Annotated in this window: 20 protein-coding genes; 12 read left to right on the plus strand and 8 right to left on the minus strand. The window is 58.1% G+C overall.

Translation table 11 applies throughout. The features are described from left to right. The 6 genes from ureC to SIB56_RS11310 all read left to right on the plus strand — a co-directional run bounded on the left by ureC (window position 1) and on the right by SIB56_RS11310 (window position 6,474). Complete coding sequence (gene ureC / locus SIB56_RS11285) at window positions 1–1,710, plus strand: urease subunit alpha (protein ID WP_413324031.1); 1,710 nt, start codon at window positions 1–3, stop codon at window positions 1,708–1,710. An 11-nt stretch (window positions 1,711–1,721) separates the two neighbouring features. Beyond that, entirely contained in the window at window positions 1,722–2,462 is a 741-nt protein-coding gene (locus SIB56_RS11290) for a type 1 glutamine amidotransferase (protein ID WP_413324032.1), read from the plus strand. Between the two features lie 113 nt (window positions 2,463–2,575). Further along, entirely contained in the window at window positions 2,576–2,743 is a 168-nt protein-coding gene (locus SIB56_RS11295) for a DUF4278 domain-containing protein (RefSeq protein ID WP_413324033.1), read from the plus strand. A 400-nt stretch (window positions 2,744–3,143) separates the two neighbouring features. After that, on the plus strand, window positions 3,144–4,619 hold the full coding sequence (locus tag SIB56_RS11300; protein ID WP_413324034.1) for a circularly permuted type 2 ATP-grasp protein: 1,476 nt from the start codon (window positions 3,144–3,146) through the stop codon (window positions 4,617–4,619). Next, a complete protein-coding gene (locus SIB56_RS11305; protein ID WP_413324035.1) occupies window positions 4,613–5,608 on the plus strand; it encodes an alpha-E domain-containing protein in 996 nt (331 codons plus the stop codon). The genes SIB56_RS11300 and SIB56_RS11305 overlap by 7 nt, the downstream gene beginning before the upstream one ends. Beyond that, a complete protein-coding gene (locus SIB56_RS11310) occupies window positions 5,581–6,474 on the plus strand; it encodes a transglutaminase family protein (protein ID WP_413324036.1) in 894 nt (297 codons plus the stop codon). Before SIB56_RS11305 ends, SIB56_RS11310 begins: the two co-directional genes overlap by 28 nt. Here SIB56_RS11310 and SIB56_RS11315 read toward each other — a convergent pair. The 3 genes from SIB56_RS11315 to SIB56_RS11325 form a co-directional block, all read right to left on the minus strand. Further along, on the minus strand, window positions 6,462–6,953 hold the full coding sequence (locus SIB56_RS11315) for a redox protein (protein ID WP_413324037.1): 492 nt from the start codon (window positions 6,951–6,953) through the stop codon (window positions 6,462–6,464). The genes SIB56_RS11310 and SIB56_RS11315 overlap by 13 nt on opposite strands. A gap of 82 nt (window positions 6,954–7,035) precedes the next feature. Next, window positions 7,036–8,085, minus strand: coding sequence for a GTP 3',8-cyclase MoaA (locus SIB56_RS11320; protein WP_413324038.1), 1,050 nt, complete (start codon window positions 8,083–8,085; stop codon window positions 7,036–7,038). Beyond that, window positions 8,082–8,666, minus strand: coding sequence for a molybdenum cofactor guanylyltransferase (locus tag SIB56_RS11325; RefSeq protein WP_413324039.1), 585 nt, complete (start codon window positions 8,664–8,666; stop codon window positions 8,082–8,084). Before SIB56_RS11325 ends, SIB56_RS11320 begins: the two co-directional genes overlap by 4 nt. Before the next feature lie 257 nt (window positions 8,667–8,923). Here SIB56_RS11325 and SIB56_RS11330 point away from each other — a divergent pair, with 257 nt between their 5' ends. Beyond that, window positions 8,924–10,492 (plus strand): MFS transporter, encoded by a 1,569-nt coding sequence (locus SIB56_RS11330; RefSeq protein WP_413324040.1) that lies wholly within the window; start codon window positions 8,924–8,926, stop codon window positions 10,490–10,492. Between the two features lie 80 nt (window positions 10,493–10,572). Next, complete coding sequence (locus SIB56_RS11335; RefSeq protein ID WP_413324041.1) at window positions 10,573–12,801, plus strand: molybdopterin oxidoreductase family protein; 2,229 nt, start codon at window positions 10,573–10,575, stop codon at window positions 12,799–12,801. On the opposite strand, the gene SIB56_RS11340 is transcribed toward SIB56_RS11335, so the two are convergent. Then, window positions 12,782–13,249 carry a nitrate reductase associated protein gene (locus tag SIB56_RS11340; protein WP_413324042.1) on the minus strand — a complete coding sequence of 156 codons (468 nt, stop codon included), beginning with the start codon at window positions 13,247–13,249 and terminating at the stop codon, window positions 12,782–12,784. The genes SIB56_RS11335 and SIB56_RS11340 overlap by 20 nt on opposite strands. A gap of 295 nt (window positions 13,250–13,544) precedes the next feature. Here SIB56_RS11340 and SIB56_RS11345 point away from each other — a divergent pair, with 295 nt between their 5' ends. From SIB56_RS11345 to SIB56_RS11355, 3 genes are read left to right on the plus strand one after another with little or no spacing between them, the layout of a single operon-like run. Further along, window positions 13,545–13,760 (plus strand): hypothetical protein, encoded by a 216-nt coding sequence (locus SIB56_RS11345; RefSeq protein WP_413324043.1) that lies wholly within the window; start codon window positions 13,545–13,547, stop codon window positions 13,758–13,760. 37 nt (window positions 13,761–13,797) lie between these two features. After that, window positions 13,798–14,274, plus strand: coding sequence for a cyclic pyranopterin monophosphate synthase MoaC (gene moaC, locus SIB56_RS11350; RefSeq protein WP_413324044.1), 477 nt, complete (start codon window positions 13,798–13,800; stop codon window positions 14,272–14,274). Further along, window positions 14,255–15,526, plus strand: a complete 1,272-nt coding sequence (locus tag SIB56_RS11355; protein WP_413324045.1) for a molybdopterin molybdotransferase MoeA — start codon at window positions 14,255–14,257, stop codon at window positions 15,524–15,526. Before moaC ends, SIB56_RS11355 begins: the two co-directional genes overlap by 20 nt. 14 nt (window positions 15,527–15,540) lie before the next feature. On the opposite strand, the gene SIB56_RS11360 is transcribed toward SIB56_RS11355, so the two are convergent. Continuing rightward, the gene (locus tag SIB56_RS11360) at window positions 15,541–15,945 is read right to left on the minus strand and encodes a molybdopterin synthase catalytic subunit (RefSeq protein ID WP_413327338.1); all 405 of its coding nucleotides are present in this window, start codon (window positions 15,943–15,945) and stop codon (window positions 15,541–15,543) included. Window positions 15,946–15,995: 50 nt separating this feature from the next. Further along, window positions 15,996–16,259 carry a MoaD/ThiS family protein gene (locus tag SIB56_RS11365; RefSeq protein WP_413324046.1) on the minus strand — a complete coding sequence of 88 codons (264 nt, stop codon included), beginning with the start codon at window positions 16,257–16,259 and terminating at the stop codon, window positions 15,996–15,998. A 61-nt stretch (window positions 16,260–16,320) separates the two neighbouring features. Between SIB56_RS11365 and moaB the strand changes: the two genes are divergently transcribed. Next, the gene (moaB, locus tag SIB56_RS11370) at window positions 16,321–16,836 is read left to right on the plus strand and encodes a molybdenum cofactor biosynthesis protein B (RefSeq protein WP_413327340.1); all 516 of its coding nucleotides are present in this window, start codon (window positions 16,321–16,323) and stop codon (window positions 16,834–16,836) included. A gap of 3 nt (window positions 16,837–16,839) precedes the next feature. Here moaB and cobA read toward each other — a convergent pair whose 3' ends face one another. Together cobA and SIB56_RS11380 are read right to left on the minus strand one after the other, a co-directional pair. Beyond that, window positions 16,840–17,628 carry a uroporphyrinogen-III C-methyltransferase gene (gene cobA / locus SIB56_RS11375; RefSeq protein ID WP_413324047.1) on the minus strand — a complete coding sequence of 263 codons (789 nt, stop codon included), beginning with the start codon at window positions 17,626–17,628 and terminating at the stop codon, window positions 16,840–16,842. Further along, window positions 17,625–18,284, minus strand: coding sequence for a DNA mismatch repair protein MutS (locus SIB56_RS11380; RefSeq protein ID WP_413324048.1), 660 nt, complete (start codon window positions 18,282–18,284; stop codon window positions 17,625–17,627). The genes cobA and SIB56_RS11380 overlap by 4 nt, the downstream gene beginning before the upstream one ends. Between the last annotated feature and the right edge of the window lie 18 nt (window positions 18,285–18,302).

Raw genomic sequence — 18,302 nt, forward strand, 5'->3', positions numbered from 1 at the left:
ATGTCTTACCGAATTTCCCGACAGGCCTACGCCGAGACCTACGGACCCACAACCGGCGACCGCGTGCGTCTTGCCGACACCGATCTGATCCTTGAAGTGGAAAGGGATTACACGGTCTACGGCGATGAGGTGAAGTTCGGCGGCGGCAAGGTCATCCGCGACGGCATGGGCCAGTCGCAGACATCACGAGCAGCAGGAGCCGTTGACACGGTGATCACCAATGCTCTGATCCTCGACTGGTGGGGGATCATCAAAGCCGATGTGGGTCTCAAGGATGGCCGCATCGTGGGCATCGGCAAGGCAGGCAATCCCGACACACAGCAGGGAGTGACGATCGTGGTGGGTCCAGGCACCGAAGCGATTGCAGGCGAGGGCCACATCCTGACCGCAGGTGGCATCGACACCCATATCCACTTCATCTGCCCCCAGCAGATTGAGACGGCGCTGGCCAGCGGCGTCACCACCCTCATGGGTGGAGGCACGGGTCCGGCCACAGGCACCAATGCCACCACCTGCACCCCCGGAGCCTTCCACATCGGGCGGATGCTTCAGGCCGCCGAAGGTCTTCCTGTGAATCTGGGCTTCTTCGGAAAAGGCAATGCCAGTACTCCCGAAGCCCTCGAAGAGCAGGTGCGTGCCGGCGCCTGCGGCCTCAAACTGCACGAAGACTGGGGCACCACACCGGCCACGATCGATGCCTGCCTTTCAGTCGCCGATCGGATGGACGTGCAGGTCTGCATCCACACCGACACGCTGAACGAAGCGGGCTTCGTTGAAGACACGATTGCAGCCATCAACGGGCGAACGATTCACACCTTCCACACCGAGGGCGCCGGTGGTGGCCATGCCCCGGACATCATCAAAATCTGCGGTGAAGCCAATGTGCTGCCGAGCAGCACCAACCCCACCAGGCCCTACACCACCAACACGCTCGAGGAGCACCTCGACATGCTGATGGTCTGCCACCATCTGGATCCGAAGATCCCTGAAGACGTGGCCTTCGCCGAGTCGCGCATCCGCCGCGAAACAATCGCCGCCGAAGATATCCTTCACGACCTGGGCGCCTTCTCGATCATCGCCAGCGACTCCCAGGCCATGGGCCGTGTCGGCGAGGTGATCACCCGCACCTTCCAGACGGCTCACAAGATGAAGGTGCAGCGCGGTGCACTGCCGGAAGACACCGATCGAAACGACAACCACCGCCTCAAGCGCTACATCGCCAAGGTGACCATCAACCCGGCAATGGCCCACGGCATCAGCACGGAGGTGGGGTCGATCGAAACCGGCAAGCTCGCTGATCTGGTGCTGTGGAAGCCGGGCTTCTTCGGCATTCGCCCTGAACTCGTCCTCAAGGGCGGCTCAATCGTCTGGGCCCAGATGGGGGACGCCAACGCCTCGATACCGACTCCGGGGCCCGTGCACGGCCGCCCGATGTTCGGCGCCTTCGGCAAAGCCTTGGCCCCCAGTTGTCTCACCTTCATCAGCGCTGCTGCAATGGACGCCGAGATCCCACGACAACTGGGGCTTCAACGAACCTGTATGGCGGTGGCAGACACCCGCAGCGTGAACAAAAATTCCCTGAAGCTCAATTCCGCCCTGCCGAAGATGAACGTCGACCCACAGACCTATGAGGTGTTCGCTGATGACAAGCTGCTCAGCTGCGAGCCCGCCGACGTGCTGCCACTCGCCCAGCGCTACCTCCTGTTGTGAATCACTCCCTGATGGTGATTCAGCACATTGATCATGAGGGTCCGGATCTGATCGGTGAACTTGCGATGCAACGCGGAATGAGCATCCGGACGATCCGTCCGGATCTCGGCGAGCTCCTGCCCGACCCGGCCAGCACTCCAGACACCATTGCTGTGGTGCTTGGAGGACCGATGGGGGTGAACCAGTGCAACGACCCGAAGATGGATTGGCTTCGGCATGAACTGGAGTGGCTGTCGCGCTGGCATCGGCAGAAAAAACCAGTGTTGGGGATCTGCCTGGGAGCCCAGCTGCTTGCTGTGGCGGCTGGAGGATCGGTGGAGCCGCTCAGCGTGGGAGAACCCTCTTCACCAATGAAGGAACTGGGGATTGGAGCCATCCACTGGCTGGTCAACCCCAGCGAAGAACCGCTGCTCCATGGCCTTGATCCCAGTGCAATGGTCCTGCACTGGCATGGCGACCGCATCCGACTCCCCAATGACGCCACCTTGCTTGGTTCGTCATTGCACTGCCCCGAGCAGGTGTTCAAGATCGATCGACATGCCGTTGGCCTTCAGTGCCACCTCGAAATTTCAGGACCGAACCTGGAGCGATGGATTCAGGCCGACGCCGCTTACATCGTTAGCGCAATCGGAAAGAACGGGGCCGATCAGCTTCGCAACGACTGGAAGCGACTTGGCAGGCATCTGCAAAAGAGTGGAACCCAGTTGTTCACCAATGTGTTCAGGCAGCTACAAAACATCAACAGCCACTGAATCCAAAACTTTTCGAAACTGGTATCAGTCTGAACACCAGAACATCAACGGTGGGGCGCAGTACGACTCAGGCCATGGAACGGGAACCTGAGCTTGCTTCGGAGAACTGAATCATGAGCACGCTTCTTTATCGAGGCCACACCTACGACCAGCACAAAGAGTGTGCGAAGAAACCAGCTGTACAGCTCACTTATCGCCGGCAGGCCTATCAGACTCGTCAAGCAGAAGTTCGCCCCATGGTAGTCCAGCTGAAATACAGGGGCGTGGCTTACACCCACTGAGTGATCGACTCTTTTTGTACGATCAAAGAGTGAAAGCTGAGTGCTTCACAGCTCTGTTTCAAACACATACAGAGCTGTGTTGGATCAACGGGCGACTGGGCAAGGCTTGCAACTGATCCCTTTCAAGCTCCAGAGAATCCTCCAGCTGCAAACACAAACAGAAGGAAATTTTCCGGCTGCGGCTGCCTGCCAATCAACCCTCTTTTTACTCCAACAACTAAAAACTTTTCGGCAGCTCTCTATGGTTGCTGATCGAATCCAAGCCAGGAAATTGCGTACCGAGCACTACACAATATTTGTGATTTTTTAAAATCGGGTCACCCTCAACAAGGATCCGTAACAACAGTCACAAGACATGGCTGATGCGAGCTCTTGGATGAAGTAAACCCGCCTTTAAGGGATGTTCACCGACTACAGACCCTCGGTCGGCTACGACGAATATTTCTGCAGTGGTACAGCACGTCCCCGCAAAAATCTGGCCCCGCTGCTCAGTTCACTGGGACAGATCGGACTACCGGAACTAAAACGCAACCATGCCTCTGCAAGTCACTTGCTGCGCAGGCTTGGAGCCACATTTCGCCTCAATGACTCTGGCCAGGAGGGAAGCGAACGGATTCTTCCATTCGACCCCCTGCCTCGACTAATTGCCCTGAGCGAGTGGAAGACCCTGGAGCAGGGACTGCTGCAGCGACTGGAGGCAATCGACTGTTTCCTCGCCGACGTCTATGGCTCACAGCTGATCATTCGTGATGGCATCGTCGACCGCGAGGACGTCGAGAGTTCATCAGGCTGGCTCCCACAAATGCAAGGGATTGAACTGCCGTTCAATCGTTGGTGCCACATCTCAGGCCTGGACCTGATTCGCGATGGCAACGGCCACTGGCGTGTGCTGGAAGACAACCTGCGCTGTCCATCAGGCGTGGCTTATTTCCTGGAAAACAGACGAGTCATGAAACGTCTTTTCCCGAGCCTGTTTGAGGGGCGCACCGTCAAGCCCATTGACGATTACCCCTCCCACCTATTTCGAACCCTCCAGGACCTGGCTCCCTGGAGCGATTCACCCCAGGTTGTGATCCTGACTCCTGGGGTGATGAACAGTGCTTACTTCGAGCACAGCTACCTGGCCCAGCAGATGGGCATCCCATTAGTCGAAGGGCGGGATCTGATCTGCGAGGACAATAGTGTTTGGATGCGCAGCACGAACGGTCGCACAAGGGTTGATGTGATCTATCGCCGCATCGACGACGACTTTCTCGATCCAACCGTTTTTCGGAAAGACTCCATGCTGGGAGTCCCAGGCCTCATGGATGTGCTGCGTCAGGGCAGAGTCTCCATCGCCAATGCACCGGGAACAGGGGTTGCCGATGACAAGCTCATCTATGCCCATGTGCCGGCAATGATTCGCTACTACCTCGGTGAGGAACCGGTCATCGAGAACGTTCACACCTATCTGTGCGCAAGGTCAAAGGATCGCCAATTCGTTCTCGATAATCTTGAACATCTAGTGGTGAAATCCGTTGCTGAAGCAGGTGGCTACGGGATGCTGATCGGGCCGCAGGCAAGCCGCTCAGAATTGGCCGACTTCGATTCGAAGATCAGAGAAAATCCACGCAACTTCATCGCCCAGCCAACGCTTCAGCTCTCCACCGTGCCATCGCTCAGCGAGGGGGAGCTTTACCCCTGTCATGTGGATCTTCGTCCTTACGTGCTGCGTGGACAAAGCAATTGGGTCAGCCCAGGTGGGCTCACCCGTGTTGCTCTCAAGCGAGGATCCCTGGTGGTGAATTCCTCCCAGGGAGGTGGCTGCAAAGACACCTGGATTCTGGATGAGCAGCGGGTCACAACCGAGCAGAAAAAGGAGGCTGTCCTGTGCTGAGCCGGGTCGCCGACTCCCTCTACTGGATCAATCGCTATCTGGAACGAGCCGAAAACATCTCGCGCTTTCTCGAAGTCAGCGAAGCGATGGCTCTCGACTGCCCTCCTGGCAGTGCCGAACCGTGGCTGCCATTAGTGGATGCCACAGGTGATCGCCGCAGCTTCGACAAGGCTTATCCATCTGGATCATCCAAGGATGTCATCCACTTCCTGCTCCTTGATCAAGACAACCGCAACAGCATTGTCAGCTGCATCGCGATGGCTCGCGAGAACGCACGGCAAATCCGCGACGTCATCACCACGGAGATGTGGGAGCAGATCAATGATCTTCACTGGAATCTGCAGAAGGGTGAAACCATCTGGGAGGAACCACCACAGGAACAATTGAGGATCATCCGGCGCGGCTGCCAAATCTTTTACGGCATCACGGATGCCACGCTCAGCCGCGATCTGAGCTGGTTATTCAGCCAGCTGGGACGACTCATGGAACGAGCGGATAAAACCTCTCGGATCCTCGATGTGAAGTACTTCCTGCTGTTGCCCATTCCCGAAGGGGTCGGAGGCGTGCTCGACGAGCTGCAATGGATCACCCTGCTTCGCACCGCCGGGGCTTATCAGATGTACCGGCAAAGCATGCAGAAGGGAATCACTCCAACATCCGTTGCCCAATTCTTGCTGCTCGATCCGATCTTTCCCCGATCGGTTCGGTTCTGCCTGCAAGGAATCAGCGACACGTTGCAACAAATCCAAGCCCAACCGGTCATGAAACAACCCGATGACCTGGATTGCTTACGTGGTCAGCTGCTTGCCCGCTGGAGCTACGTCCGAATCGACAACCTCATCGAAGGAGGCCTTCACCAAGCTATCGATCAACTGCAGCAGGACCTCAATCGGCTCCACTGCCTCATCGAGAAGCGCTATTTCATGAGCGCCGACTTTCCTCGCACATCATCTGAACCCGCATGCGCGCTTTCATCATTCACCGCTTGAGCTATCGCTACGAGGCGCCGGTCAGCCTCGGCGATCACCGGCTTTGCCTCAAGCCCCGGGGGCAGGGTTTCCAGACACTGCTGGACCATGAACTCATCGTGTTGCCTGAGCCGCATCTGCAACGAGAAGTGCTCACTGCCAGTGGCGATGAGGTCCAGCGACTCAACTTTGTCGGAAGCACCAAGCAGTTGTGTTTCGAAGCCCGAAGTCGGGTCGAGACACGCCCTGCGCCATCTCTGGAGCTCTGCTTCAACGACCTCGAGCCACCGTTGCCTTATCCACGGGGCCAACTGAATGTTGACCTGCTGGGAGCGCTCGAGGGTTGGCTGCCCAATGGCCAGCACGAACCCTCAGCCATTGACCTCACTCAAGAGGCACTGATGGGTAGCAACCAGCAGATGCTGGCCTTTCTCAACCACTTGTTGGAGCTGATTCAGGAGCGCGTCATGTATACACAACGGCACGTTGGTCCTGCCTGGACGGCAGGCCGCACACTGAGGGAACGCATCGGCTCCTGCCGCGATCTGGCGATGTTGATGGTGGCCTGCTGTCGCGTTGCAGGACTTCCGGCTCGCTTCGTGAGCGGTTATCAGCTTCAGCAACCGGCCCCGGAGGAGTACGACCTGCATGCCTGGGCGGAGGTCTACCTTCCCGGAGCAGGATGGAGGGGATTCGACCCCAGCACCGGTCGCGAGGTCAACGAACGCTATGTGGTGTTGGCCACATCGTCGAAACCTGAGCTCACGGCAGCGGTGAGTGGAACATTCAGTGGTCCGCCTAACACCGACAGCGAACTCAGTTGGACGATCAACGCTGAAGAAGAGAGCAGCGAAACAGCTCCTCAGTCTTTAATTCAAGCCGCTTGAGGCAGGGGTCTGAGCCCATGCAGCTGAGGTTTCGCTGCCGAAGTCGTCGTTGCGTTCATCAGCGAAGGGATCCGCGCGCTGTTGTAGACGCGGAATTCATGCTCAAGAGACACTCCAGGCTTTCGAACAGCCTGGTTCAACACCACAGAGCCATCCGGATCAGAGATGGATCGGTGAAACGTGCGCGGGGGAATGCGCAGGATGTCGCCACCACTTTCAAGCCGAACAATGTGAAACGGCTGCTCCCAGGCAAGATTGACCAAATAAAACGTTCGTCCGCCACTGGCGGCCAGAAGATTGTCTTCCTGATTGGGATGCATATAAAACTGCCAAGCCCCTGTTTCGGAGTCATCCGGTGGACTCACCGCAGGGCCGGAGTGAATCACCAGATCACGGGCATTAGACGTCTCAACCGTGACGTCAAAGAAACGCACAGAAGGCGTGTCGCGAAACCGCTCGAAAGACAACAGTTCGAACATCACCGATGGGCCGGATGAAGGCCCGAACTCTGAACTGTTTTTACCGAGCTTTCTCTACTGAAACGGTGCTGTCGATAACGGTTCAGCCACCCAGATAAGCCATCTCTGCATGAGATGACGTCCCGAAAGCAGCCTGGCCCCGGCCCTCCTCGCTGTACTGGTCGAGCCTCCGCTGCCAGAGGGCACAGATCGCTCGCTCCAGGTCATCGTCACTGGTCAGAGCCGGTTTCAAATCTGTTCCACGAGCTGCAAACAGACAAGTGAAGGCTTGTCCGTCAGCGGTGATGCGCAGTCGGTTGCAGTCTCCGCAAAACGGCTCACTGATGGAGGCGATCACACCAATGGCAGCGACCCCATCGCGATAACGCCAACGAAGAGCAGTACCACCAGGTGATCGACCGAGTGACGACAACGGCCATTGGCGGCTGATGCGATCGACCATCACGGCTGCAGGCAAAACCTGCTCCATGGCCCAACCGTTGCGATTGCCCACATCCATGTATTCGATCAGCCGTAGCTCAAGCCTTTGTCGACGAGCAAGCTCTGCAAGCAGAAGCAGCTGATCGTCATTGACACCCCGCTGGATCACGGCGTTGAGCTTGAGCTCGCCAGCAGCGGGCTCAAAGCCTGCTGACCTTGCAGCATCAAGACCAGCGAGCACCTGTTGAATCAACCGTTCACCCGCGGATTCACCGCCTCGCAGACCCGCCATCCGCGCAACCACAGCCCCCTCAACAGCATCCAGACTGATGGTGATCCTTTCGAGACCAGCAGCGCGTAGGGCACGGGCTCGTTCCTCAGTCAGCAAGACACCATTACTGGTGAGTGCCACCTGCTGCAGACCCTGCAGAGGATCACCAGGGGTGGCACGCCCCGAGGCCACCTGCTCAAGCAGCGGCAGCAACCGATCGCTCAACAGCGGTTCGCCCCCAGTGAGCCGGAGGGTGTGGGCCCCCAGTCGGGAGGCGACACGAATCAGACGCAATTGCTGCTCAAGACTGAGCAGGCCCGGGGGATCAGCAACATCAGGACAGCAATAGGGACAGGCCAGATTGCAGCGGGCCGTCAGCGACATCCGCAGCACCCCGAGCGCTCGCGACCTCTGGTCAATCGGAGGAGATGCGGACATCATCCAGTCAACGCTGCCAGATCACCAGGACGATTGATATTGACCAGCTGATCAGGGGGAAGTTTCACCGAGTCATGGGGAATGCGTTCGAGCCAAACGTGCCAACGGCTCTCCCCCTTTGTCAGCTCATCATCCAGCGCCTTGCGATACAGAGCACCACACGGATAGATCCCAAGCAGATGCTGGAGCCTGGAACCGTCATCCGCTACAAGCGCCCTGGAAGGCTGCATAGTCCATCGAAAGATCAGTTGCTGCATCGCCTCCTGGCGAAGACCCGGCATATCCACAGGCACCGTGAGCAGCGCTTCATCATCACGGTCATGCAGAACGCAGCTCAAAGCCCGGAGGGGGCCTGCCGGCTGCCAGGGCTCAGCCTGGACAGTCACGCCCTCAAGAGTTCCAAGCAACTGATGGTGGCTGCCATGACCTGTCAACACACAGACCTCTAGATCAGCTGAGCGCAACAGCTGCACCTGAGCCTCAAGCCAGCTCATCCCATTGGGATGGCTGAGCAGGGCCTTGTCTGCACCCATGCGCTGGCTGGCACCGCCGGCAAGAACAACGCCCAAAAGACGACGAGTCATAAAGCGCGAAGATCTTGAGTCTTGGTAACAATTCGAGCCAACGACATTGCAGTTACAACGACTACTAAAAAGGCACGAGTTATCCACAAACACAATTTACATCGAGGCCTCATCGCTGCAATTTTGTAGCCAATGCAACGATTCAAGAAGCCGCCAAATGGTGCAATTGTCCGGCGGTCTGCATGAGCGCCGCATTTTGAAATCCTGAGTGCCTTCGTTTCGACACCGGGGTTTGAATCTCCACACCAACAAACCCCATGCTTGGCGAACTCTGGTCATTCCAGGGGAGATACCGAACACTTCATCTCACCTGGTTTGCATTCTTTTTAACTTTTGTCGTTTGGTTCAATCTGGCGCCACTGGCCACAACAGTGAAGGCGGATCTCGGACTAACCGTTGGTCAGATCCGCACGGTTGCAATATGCAATGTTGCTCTCACCATTCCAGCTCGTGTGCTGATTGGCATGTTGCTGGATAAATTCGGCCCTCGACGCACCTATTCCACCCTGCTGGTGTTCTCGGTAATTCCCTGCCTGATGTTTGCATCAGCCCAGGATTTCAATCAACTGGTGGTATCCCGTCTGCTGCTTTCCATCGTGGGCGCCGGCTTCGTGATCGGCATTCGCATGGTGGCCGAATGGTTCCCTCCTAAAGAGATTGGTCTAGCAGAGGGAATCTATGGCGGCTGGGGCAACTTCGGCTCCGCTTTCTCAGCGCTGAGTCTTGTTGCAGTGGCTGGCTTTCTCTCCTTCTCCGGGGGATTCGAACTGCCCACTGGCGCAACCCTTAACTGGCGAGGAGCGATTGCATTAACGGGAATCATCTCGGCCGTGTATGGCGTGATCTACTTCTTCAACGTCACCGACACCCCTCCAGGAAAGGAATATCAACGTCCTGAGAAGACTGCGGGTCTTGAAGTCACGTCGATGAGAGATTTCTGGGGATTGCTGGGTATGAATGTTCCCTTCGCAGCAATTCTCTGTGTTCTCTGCTGGAGACTTCAGAAAGTTGGATTCCTGAATGCAGGGACTTATCCACTGGCTTTGCTAGCTGTTCTTGTCTGGTTCATCTTCCAAACCTGGGGAATCATCAGAACCAACCGTGATCTGATCATGGGAACCAAGATTTATCCCAAGGAAGATCGTTATGAGTTCCGCCAGGTGGCGATCCTCGAACTCACCTACATCGTCAACTTCGGTTCCGAGCTGGCTGTGGTTTCCATGCTTCCAACGTTCTTTGAAACCACATTCGACCTGCCGAAAGCAACAGCAGGAATTCTGGCTTCCTGTTTCGCTTTCGTGAATTTGGTGGCAAGGCCCGCCGGCGGTTTGATTTCCGACAAGCTCGGGAGCCGAAAAAACACCATGGGATTCCTAACCGCTGGACTTGGCATTGGGTATCTGGTGATGAGTCTGATCAAACCAGGTACTTTCAGCGGCTCAAGCGGAATCTTCATCGCCGTGGTGATCACCATGCTCGCGTCGTTCTTCGTGCAATCGGGAGAAGGTGCAACATTCGCCCTTGTGCCTTTAGTGAAACGTCGCGTTACTGGCCAGGTGGCAGGCCTTGTTGGTGCCTACGGCAATGTCGGCGCCGTGACTTACCTCACCATTTTCAGCCTGCTGCCCCTCTGGATGGGTGGAGGAAAGGATCCCTCTCCTGAAGTGATCGCAGCGTCCAACAGTGCCTTTTTCCAGATTCTTGGAATTGCAGGTCTGATTGTGGCCTTCTTCTGCTTCTTCTTCCTCAAGGAACCCAAGGGATCCTTTGATGAACTGCATGAAGGGGAAGGCGAGTCGCCATCGGCAGCAGCGATGGCTCGCTGATCCATCATCCCTGCCCACTGAGGCACAGCATCCCCGGTGCTCTGCGTACCGGGGATCTCTCATTCCATCGGACTCCTCTCATGACCAGTCCCTGCGTGAGCATTCAAAGTCAGTGTCCGTACTGCGGGGTGGGCTGCGGTCTGGAACTGATGCCCCCGGGAGAGGCTGGAAAATCCGTGAAACGGGATGCCGAAGGCAACCCGATGTGGACCGCACGCGGCAACAAACACCATCCATCAAACCTGGGACAGGTCTGCATCAAGGGCGCCACGGTGGGAGAGACGTTGGCCAAGGGAAGACTCAGCCAACCTCTCTACCGACCGACCTTCAACGACAATTTTCAACCGATCAGCTGGGACAGTGCCTTTGATCTGCTGACAGGGAGGATTCGCAGCACTCTCAGCGGAAAAGGTGCCGATGCCATCGCCATGTATGGGTCCGGCCAGTTCCACACTGAGGACTACTACATGGCCCAGAAACTCCTGAAGGGAGCCCTGGGAACCAACAATTTCGATGCCAATTCACGCCTTTGCATGAGTTCCGCGGTGGCCGGTTACACCCGCAGCCTCGGCTCGGACGGTCCACCCTGTTGCTACGAGGATCTCGATCACTGTTCAGTGGCATTCCTGATCGGCACGAACACCGCCGAATGCCACCCCGTGCTGTTCCAGCGACTGCTCAAACGCAAGAAACGGGATCCCAAAGGCCTCACCATCGTGGTGGTGGACCCACGCTGCACCGACACAGCCAAATTCGCCGATCACCATCTTGCAATCGCCCCGGGCACCGATCTCGCCCTGCTGCATGGTCTTGCTCGGCTCATCATCGAAGACAACGGCTTCGACAGTGATTTCATCGACGCCGCGACCGAGGGATTCTCCGACTACGCCAGAACCATCAATTCCTGGAGAGCAGATGAAACCGCATCACTCTGCGGAATCACTGAACAGGAACTACGCGATGTCGGAAGACTGTGGAGTCGCAGAGAAGGCGTGCTCAGCCTGTGGTCGATGGGTGTGAACCAACGCAGGGAAGGCACTGCCGTGGTGAGTGGACTGATCAATCTGCACCTGCTCACCGGTGAGATCGGCAAGCCTGGTGCCGGACCGTTTTCACTGACAGGCCAGCCCAACGCCATGGGTGGCCGCGAAGCCGGCGGCCTGGCTCACCTGCTGCCGGGCTACAGGCTTGTGACGAACCAGGACCATCGAGCCGAGGTGGAGCAGGCCTGGGGATTTGCCTCAGGATCAATCTCTGCGGAACCAGGCCTGAGCGCCTGGCAGCAGGTGGAGGCGATGGAACGGGGTGAAATGGATCTCTGGTGGGTCGCTGCCACAAACCCCCTTGTCAGCATGCCAGACCTGGAGAGGGTGAAGGCAGCCATGGAACGCTGCCCCCTCGTGGTGGTGAGCGAAGCCTATGCCGACACTGAAACATCTCACTATGCCCATCTATTGCTGCCCGCATCGCAATGGAGCGAAAAGTCGGGAGCCATGACCAATTCGGAACGTCGTGTGACGCTCTGCCCAAAATTCAGACCACCGCATGGCGACAGCCGACCCGACTGGGAGGTCTTTGCGGAGCTGGGACGTCGACTGGGTTTCGTCGATCAATTCACATATGTCAATTCAGCAGAGGTGTACAGCGAATTCGCAGCTCTCAGCAAAGGTCGGGTGTGTGATGTTTCAGGCCTTAGCCACGAACTGCTGGCGACACATGGGCCCCAGCAGTGGCCATTTGCCGAAGGTCACAAACCAACCCAGGCAGCCAAACGTCTGTATGTCGGCAAACGATTCCCAACCGCCAACGGTCGCGCCCGCTTTCAGGCAGATGCACCTCTCGGACTCGCGGAACCGCCCTGTGAGATCTACCCGCTGGTGCTCACCGTTGGTCGCTATCTCGGTCAGTGGCACACGATGACGCGCACCGGAAAAGTGAAACGGCTGAACAGCATGCACCCAGAACCCCGCCTGGAAATTCATCCCGGGGATGCCGAACGATTTGCCATCGAGAATGAAGGCCTGGCGGCGATCACCTCCAGGCGTGGAACGCTCACCGCACGCGTCTGCGTCACCGATCGGATTCGCAGGGGCTCCGTTTTTCTGCCGATGCACTGGGGATTCACGCAATCCGAAGCCTGCGAGGCCAACACCCTGATGCACGATCAGGCCTGCCCAATCTCCAAACAGCCTGAACTCAAGGCAACAGCCGTTGTGGTCGCGCCTGCTGCGTCAGTGGTGAAACCGGCGGAACAACAGAGCGGACGACTGGACAAGCTGCGCAGGATCCTTATCCCAGCACTTCGCTGAAGGCAGCATCGAGATTGTGATGATCATGGCCAGGGCGGGCCAGCTTGCAGAGAGCGAAGCGATCAAGTTCACGCAGGCTCATCCAGACCTGGGAGGTCAGATTGATGCCACGAATCCGAGCTGCATCCAGAAGCTGATCCGGAAGCCGGGTCGGTTGTTGCCAGGGCTCCTTCACTGCAGGAGGGAGATCTTTGACCATCCCATCAGTCATCGCGGCTGTGCAGGCACGCAGGTGATGGCGCATCTCTGCCAGGTGATCGGGGTCATCGCTCCAGTCGACCAGGTGCTGACGCTGGTCATGCGTCATCTCCAGCCAATGGCTGAGTTTGAGCTTGATTCCTGCCAGATCGAGTTTGCGACGAACACATAGGGGAATACATCGCCAGGAGCCGATGAAATCCTGTTCGAATGCAAAACAGTGCCGCGACTGATCCAGCTGCGGATGCATTGGTAGTAACAACAACGCTTTGCATATCTCTAGCCGAAAACAGTGGCAACAACGACCATCAACGTGTCGCAAAGCAGAGATGCTCGGCGCAACATTGTTGGCTCCAATGCGTTTCGCCCTTTGTCTGGGAATGATTTTCGGCTCGATCCATGGCTGGTTGGCGTCCGAAGGACTCGCATCCGGTCTCTTGCTGATCAACTCCCCCCAGGAACAGTCCTCACTGCAAAGTTTCAGTGAGCTCAGTAGCGGTTCTTACAGTTTTTATCCATAGTGAGTGGAGATTGTGCATCTCCGAATGGCGTCTTCCTACACAACCACCAGCTCAAGCCGTAGCCCAATCACCGTTGCAACAGGTTTCATCGGTGCCTTCATCGTCGCCTCCCTGGCCGTGCAGATGGTGCGCAGCCAGCGAGCAGCTGTCACTCCTGCCGTGACGTCAACATCGACAACCCAGGTGGAACCGGTCGTGACGTCCCAGGCAGCAATGTGGTCAGTGCTTGGAGAGCGCTGATCAACACTGACTAACTGAGTCAGCAACCCGTTCATCGATGTCTGAACAGCTTTCGCACCTCACCGGTCGAGGTGAGGTGCACATGGTTGAAGTGAGTGATCGTCCAATCACCAAACGCAAGGCGACGGCAATGGGGTCGCTGGTGATGAGCACATCGACACTTGAGCTGATTCTGAACGGCGAAACATCCAAAGGTGACCTGATGGCCGTGGCTCGCGTTGCTGCCATTCAGGCAGCCAAGCGCACCTCAGAGCTCATTCCTCTTTGCCACCCTTTACCCCTGAGCGGAGTCGAGGTGACGATTGAACCCGACACGTCTCTTCCTGGTCTGAGCGTGCGAGTCAGCTGCAACACGACCGGGCAGACCGGTGTGGAAATGGAAGCGATGACAGCCGTCTCGATTGGGCTGGTCACGCTCTACGACATGTTGAAGTCGGTGGAGCCTGGAATCACGATCGAGCGTGTTCAGTTGCTGCACAAGGACGGAGGTCGCCATGGCAGCTGGAGCTGCTGACCCCTATGGCCGAGAAGGCCTACCCCTCACAGAGGCCAGACAACAGGTTCTGTCCGCCATCCGGAACGGACAGGCTCGCCGCAATGAACCATCCATCGAAACGATTCGACTGGCGGATGCTCTTGAACGGGTGAACGCAGTCCCTGTTCTGGCCAGGGCTGATGTGCCGGGCTTCAGGGCCTCGATCATGGATGGCTATGCCCTGGGCCAGGATCAGCAACCTATGTTTGATGACAGCTGGAGTCTGGTTGGTCGCTCGGCTCCGGGAGCCCCTTACCCCACTGTCCTCGCCCGTGGTGAAGCCATCCGAATACTCACTGGCGCACCCTTGCCTGAGGGGGCTGACTGGGTTCTCCCACAGGAACTGGTGCAGAAGGAGAACGACACCCTTCGCCTGAACCGGGAGGCCTCGGACAATCCCTGGATCCGGCCGGCCGATGAGGAATGCCGACAGGGGTCCACCCTGATAGAGCCAGGTCTGAGGCTGGGCCTGGCAGACCTTGCAAGAGCTGCAAGCTGCGGCGTTCATCAACTCAGTGTTCACAGGCAGCCACGCATCGGGCTGTTGATCAGCGGAGACGAACTGGTCCCTCCAGGTGATCCGCGCCCGAACGGAGTCATCTGGGAGAGCAACAGCACTCTGCTCAAAGGGCTGTTGCTGCGCCTGGGCTACCACGCCTGGGATTGCCGGGTGGTGGCCGATCAACCGCAGGCACTGCGCGAAACGATCCTTGAACTGAGCAGCGAATGCGACGTGTTGGTCAGCACCGGGGGTGTCTCCGCAGGTGACAGCGACTGGATCCGGCCATTGATGACGGAGCTGGGGCAGGTGGAGTTCTGGAAGCTGTTCCTCAAACCCGGCCGCCCCTTCGCCTTTGGCTTTGTGGGTAATCAAGTGCCGTTCTTCGGCCTGCCAGGCAATCCTGTTGCCGCCGCCATCACGGCATTGCAGCTGCTTTGGCCGGCGCTGCAGCTGATGGAAGGACAACAGCAACCCGAACTGTTCCCCAGGCTGCGAGTGTGTCTTGAAACGGCCTACCGACGCCGACCAGGTCGTCCGGAGCTGGCACGGGGTTCGCTGATCTGCAGTGCCGACGGGCAGCTTCGCGCCCAGGTCGCTGGCTCCCAGGCTTCCTCGCGGATCGGCTCACTCCGCAACGCGGATCTGCTGCTGGAGATCCCTGCGGAATCAGGTGATCTCGAACGCGGCGATCTGCTCTGGGCGCAGCTGCTGCGACGACGAATTCTCTGACAGACGCTGAGCAATCACAGCGGGGTGTTTGACGACAGCCAGGTGCCCACTCCCTGGCTCCATTCCCTTTTCCAGAAGGGAGCCTCATGCTTGAGGGCCTCCAGCAATGCCGCACAGCAGCGTTGTGCAGGCCCGCGTCGATCGGCGCTGACCGCGACGAGAACGATCAGCTCACCAGGAAGCAAACGACCGACACGGTGCAGCACAAGAGCGCAACGAGCACTGTGTTGCTCCAGCAGCTGGCGGGCGAAAGACTCAATCCGACGCTCACACAGACCCGGGTAATGGCTGAGCTCAAGAGCCTCCAGCGGTCGCCCATCCATGGTCAGCTCGCGCACGCGGCCCATGAAGATCGCCGTGGCGGCATCTGAAGCCGCCTGCGAGCGCAACCATGTTTCAAGCTGCAGGCCCTCGGACAGGGATTGATCAAGAATCCGAATCTCCAGATCCACCGGATTCGAGCCCACGATCAACCCCCGGTGAACGGTGGCAGGAAAGCAAGTTCATCGCCCGCATGCACGGGATGATCGGGACTGACAATGGTCTGGTTGATCGCAACAAGCACCATCCGGGGCAGCTCCCCCAGATCAAGCCCATCCCAGATCTCTCTGGCGGAAAAGACCCTCTGACGACTCAGTGAAATGCAGCGGTCAGACCAACCAGCCTGCTCACGCAGTGAGGCAAACAACAGCACCTTCACCTGATCAACCGGATCGGGCTGACGCTGATTCATCCGTGCCTTGCGAATCCATCTCGGTTCTAGCGTTGCTGCTCACACCTTCAACCAACACTGCGTGCTGTCCATCGCTCTGCTGACGATTTCAGACAGTCGGACCCTGAAGAACGATCCCAGTGGGGACCTGCTTCAGGAACGCCTGACCGGGGCTGGTCATCAATTACAGAACCGTGCAATCTGCCCCGACGATCGCTATCAGATCCGAGCGACCGTGAGCCAGTGGATCGTCGATCCAGCCATTGATGTGATCATCAGCAACGGTGGCACAGGCCTCACCGGACGCGACGGCAGCCCTGAAGCCATCGGCCCTTTGCTGGACAAGACCATCGATGGGTTCGGTGAACTGTTCCGGGTGCTCTCTTATCAGAGCATCGGCACCAGCAGCCTGCAGAGTCGCTGTCTCGCTGGAGTGGCCAACGGCACGTTCCTGTTCGTGTTGCCTGGGTCAGAGGATGCGGTCAGCACGGCCTGGGATCGGCTGATCGCAGCCCAGCTCAATCCAGACACCCACCCTTGCAATCTGGCCCAGCTCAGATCCCGACTGAAGGAATCCGCTGACAAACCGGCCAGCTGATGCTCAGAAGGGGATCGGCATGGTGACATCGGCGGGCCTGGGAGCACAGGATTCCACCTGCTCATTCACCACATCTCCCACAACAATCACGGAGGGAGAGGCGAAACCCTCGCTGCGGGTGCGGGCGGCCACGTCGGATAGTGTCGCCTTGAGACAACGCTGTCCGGCGACGGTTCCCTGCTGAATCACAGCCACTGGGGTCTCGGCACTGAGACCACCCGCCTCCAGCTCAGCGGCGATCCGCGGAAGGTTATGGAGACCCATGTAGATGACCAGACCATCACTGGCTGTGGCCAGCGATCGCCAGTTCACCGTGGGCCTGCGCTTGTCGATCTCCTCATGACCTGTCACGAAGGTGACCGAGGAACCGGCATGTCTGTGGGTGACAGGAATACCTGCATAAGCGAGAGCTGCAATTCCAGCAGTGACTCCAGGCACGACCTGAACGGAAACGCCGTGCTTCACAAGATGAGCAGCCTCCTCACCACCGCGACCAAACAGAAAGGGATCTCCGCCTTTGAGACGAACAATGCAACGGTGGCGAGCAGCCAGCTTCACAAGCACCGCATTGGTGCTCGGCTGCGGAACGGAATGATGACCACGGCGTTTACCAACGAAATGAAGCTCACAGCACTCCGGCACGAGGTCAAGAACCTCACGGGGTACCAGGGAGTCGTAAACAAGCGCATCGCATTGACTCAGAAGGCGGTGAGCCCTCACGGTGAGTAGGTCTGGGTCACCTGGGCCTGCACCAACGAGATAAACGGTTCCGGTGAGTTCAGCAGTCGTCACGGCAGAGCGGCAAGCAAATCAATCAAGCCCTGTCGGATCAGGGGATGATCGAGAAGCGGTGGAACAGGTCCAGCCTCGCTCAGAGCCTCCGTCATGCGATTGGGAGCAAGCGCGAGCATCAGCGGGCGCGATTCCGGATGGCTCTGCTGATAGTCGAACCAGTGATCGAAGGAGAGCAGCGGCAGACCCATTCGCTCAGACAGCTGAAGAAGGAAACGGTCAGCTTCCTCTGAACTCAACGGATGATGAACCAGAACAGCTCCTGGAACCGCAAATGGCTTCAACGCTTCTGCGACCAGCGACCACCAGCATTGCCAGGCACCTAGGAAGGGGAGCACCGAGACGTCCGCTCCCTCACGCTGCATGCGACTGGCGATCTCCGGCACATCTGCACGTGCATGGGATCCGGGCCAGAGCAACAGAGGAACCAACCAACTCGCCTGCTCAGGAGACACAGGAGGCGCGTCCGCGGTCAGAACCTCCAGCTGCACAGGAGATTGGCGTCGCTGTTGGAGTGACTTCCTCAGTTCAATCAGTGATTCGGGGACAACACCACCGGAGCGGCCATGCACAACCAGCCTGATTGCCCGCTGACAACCCAAATCACTGTTCCGTAGCGATGGCCACGGATCGATGGCCGAGCTGGCTGTTGTCATCGGTGGTTCATCAATCCC

It is taken from the genome of Synechococcus sp. MIT S9503 (assembly GCF_047304175.1).
GTDB lineage: Bacteria > Cyanobacteriota > Cyanobacteriia > PCC-6307 > Cyanobiaceae > Synechococcus_C.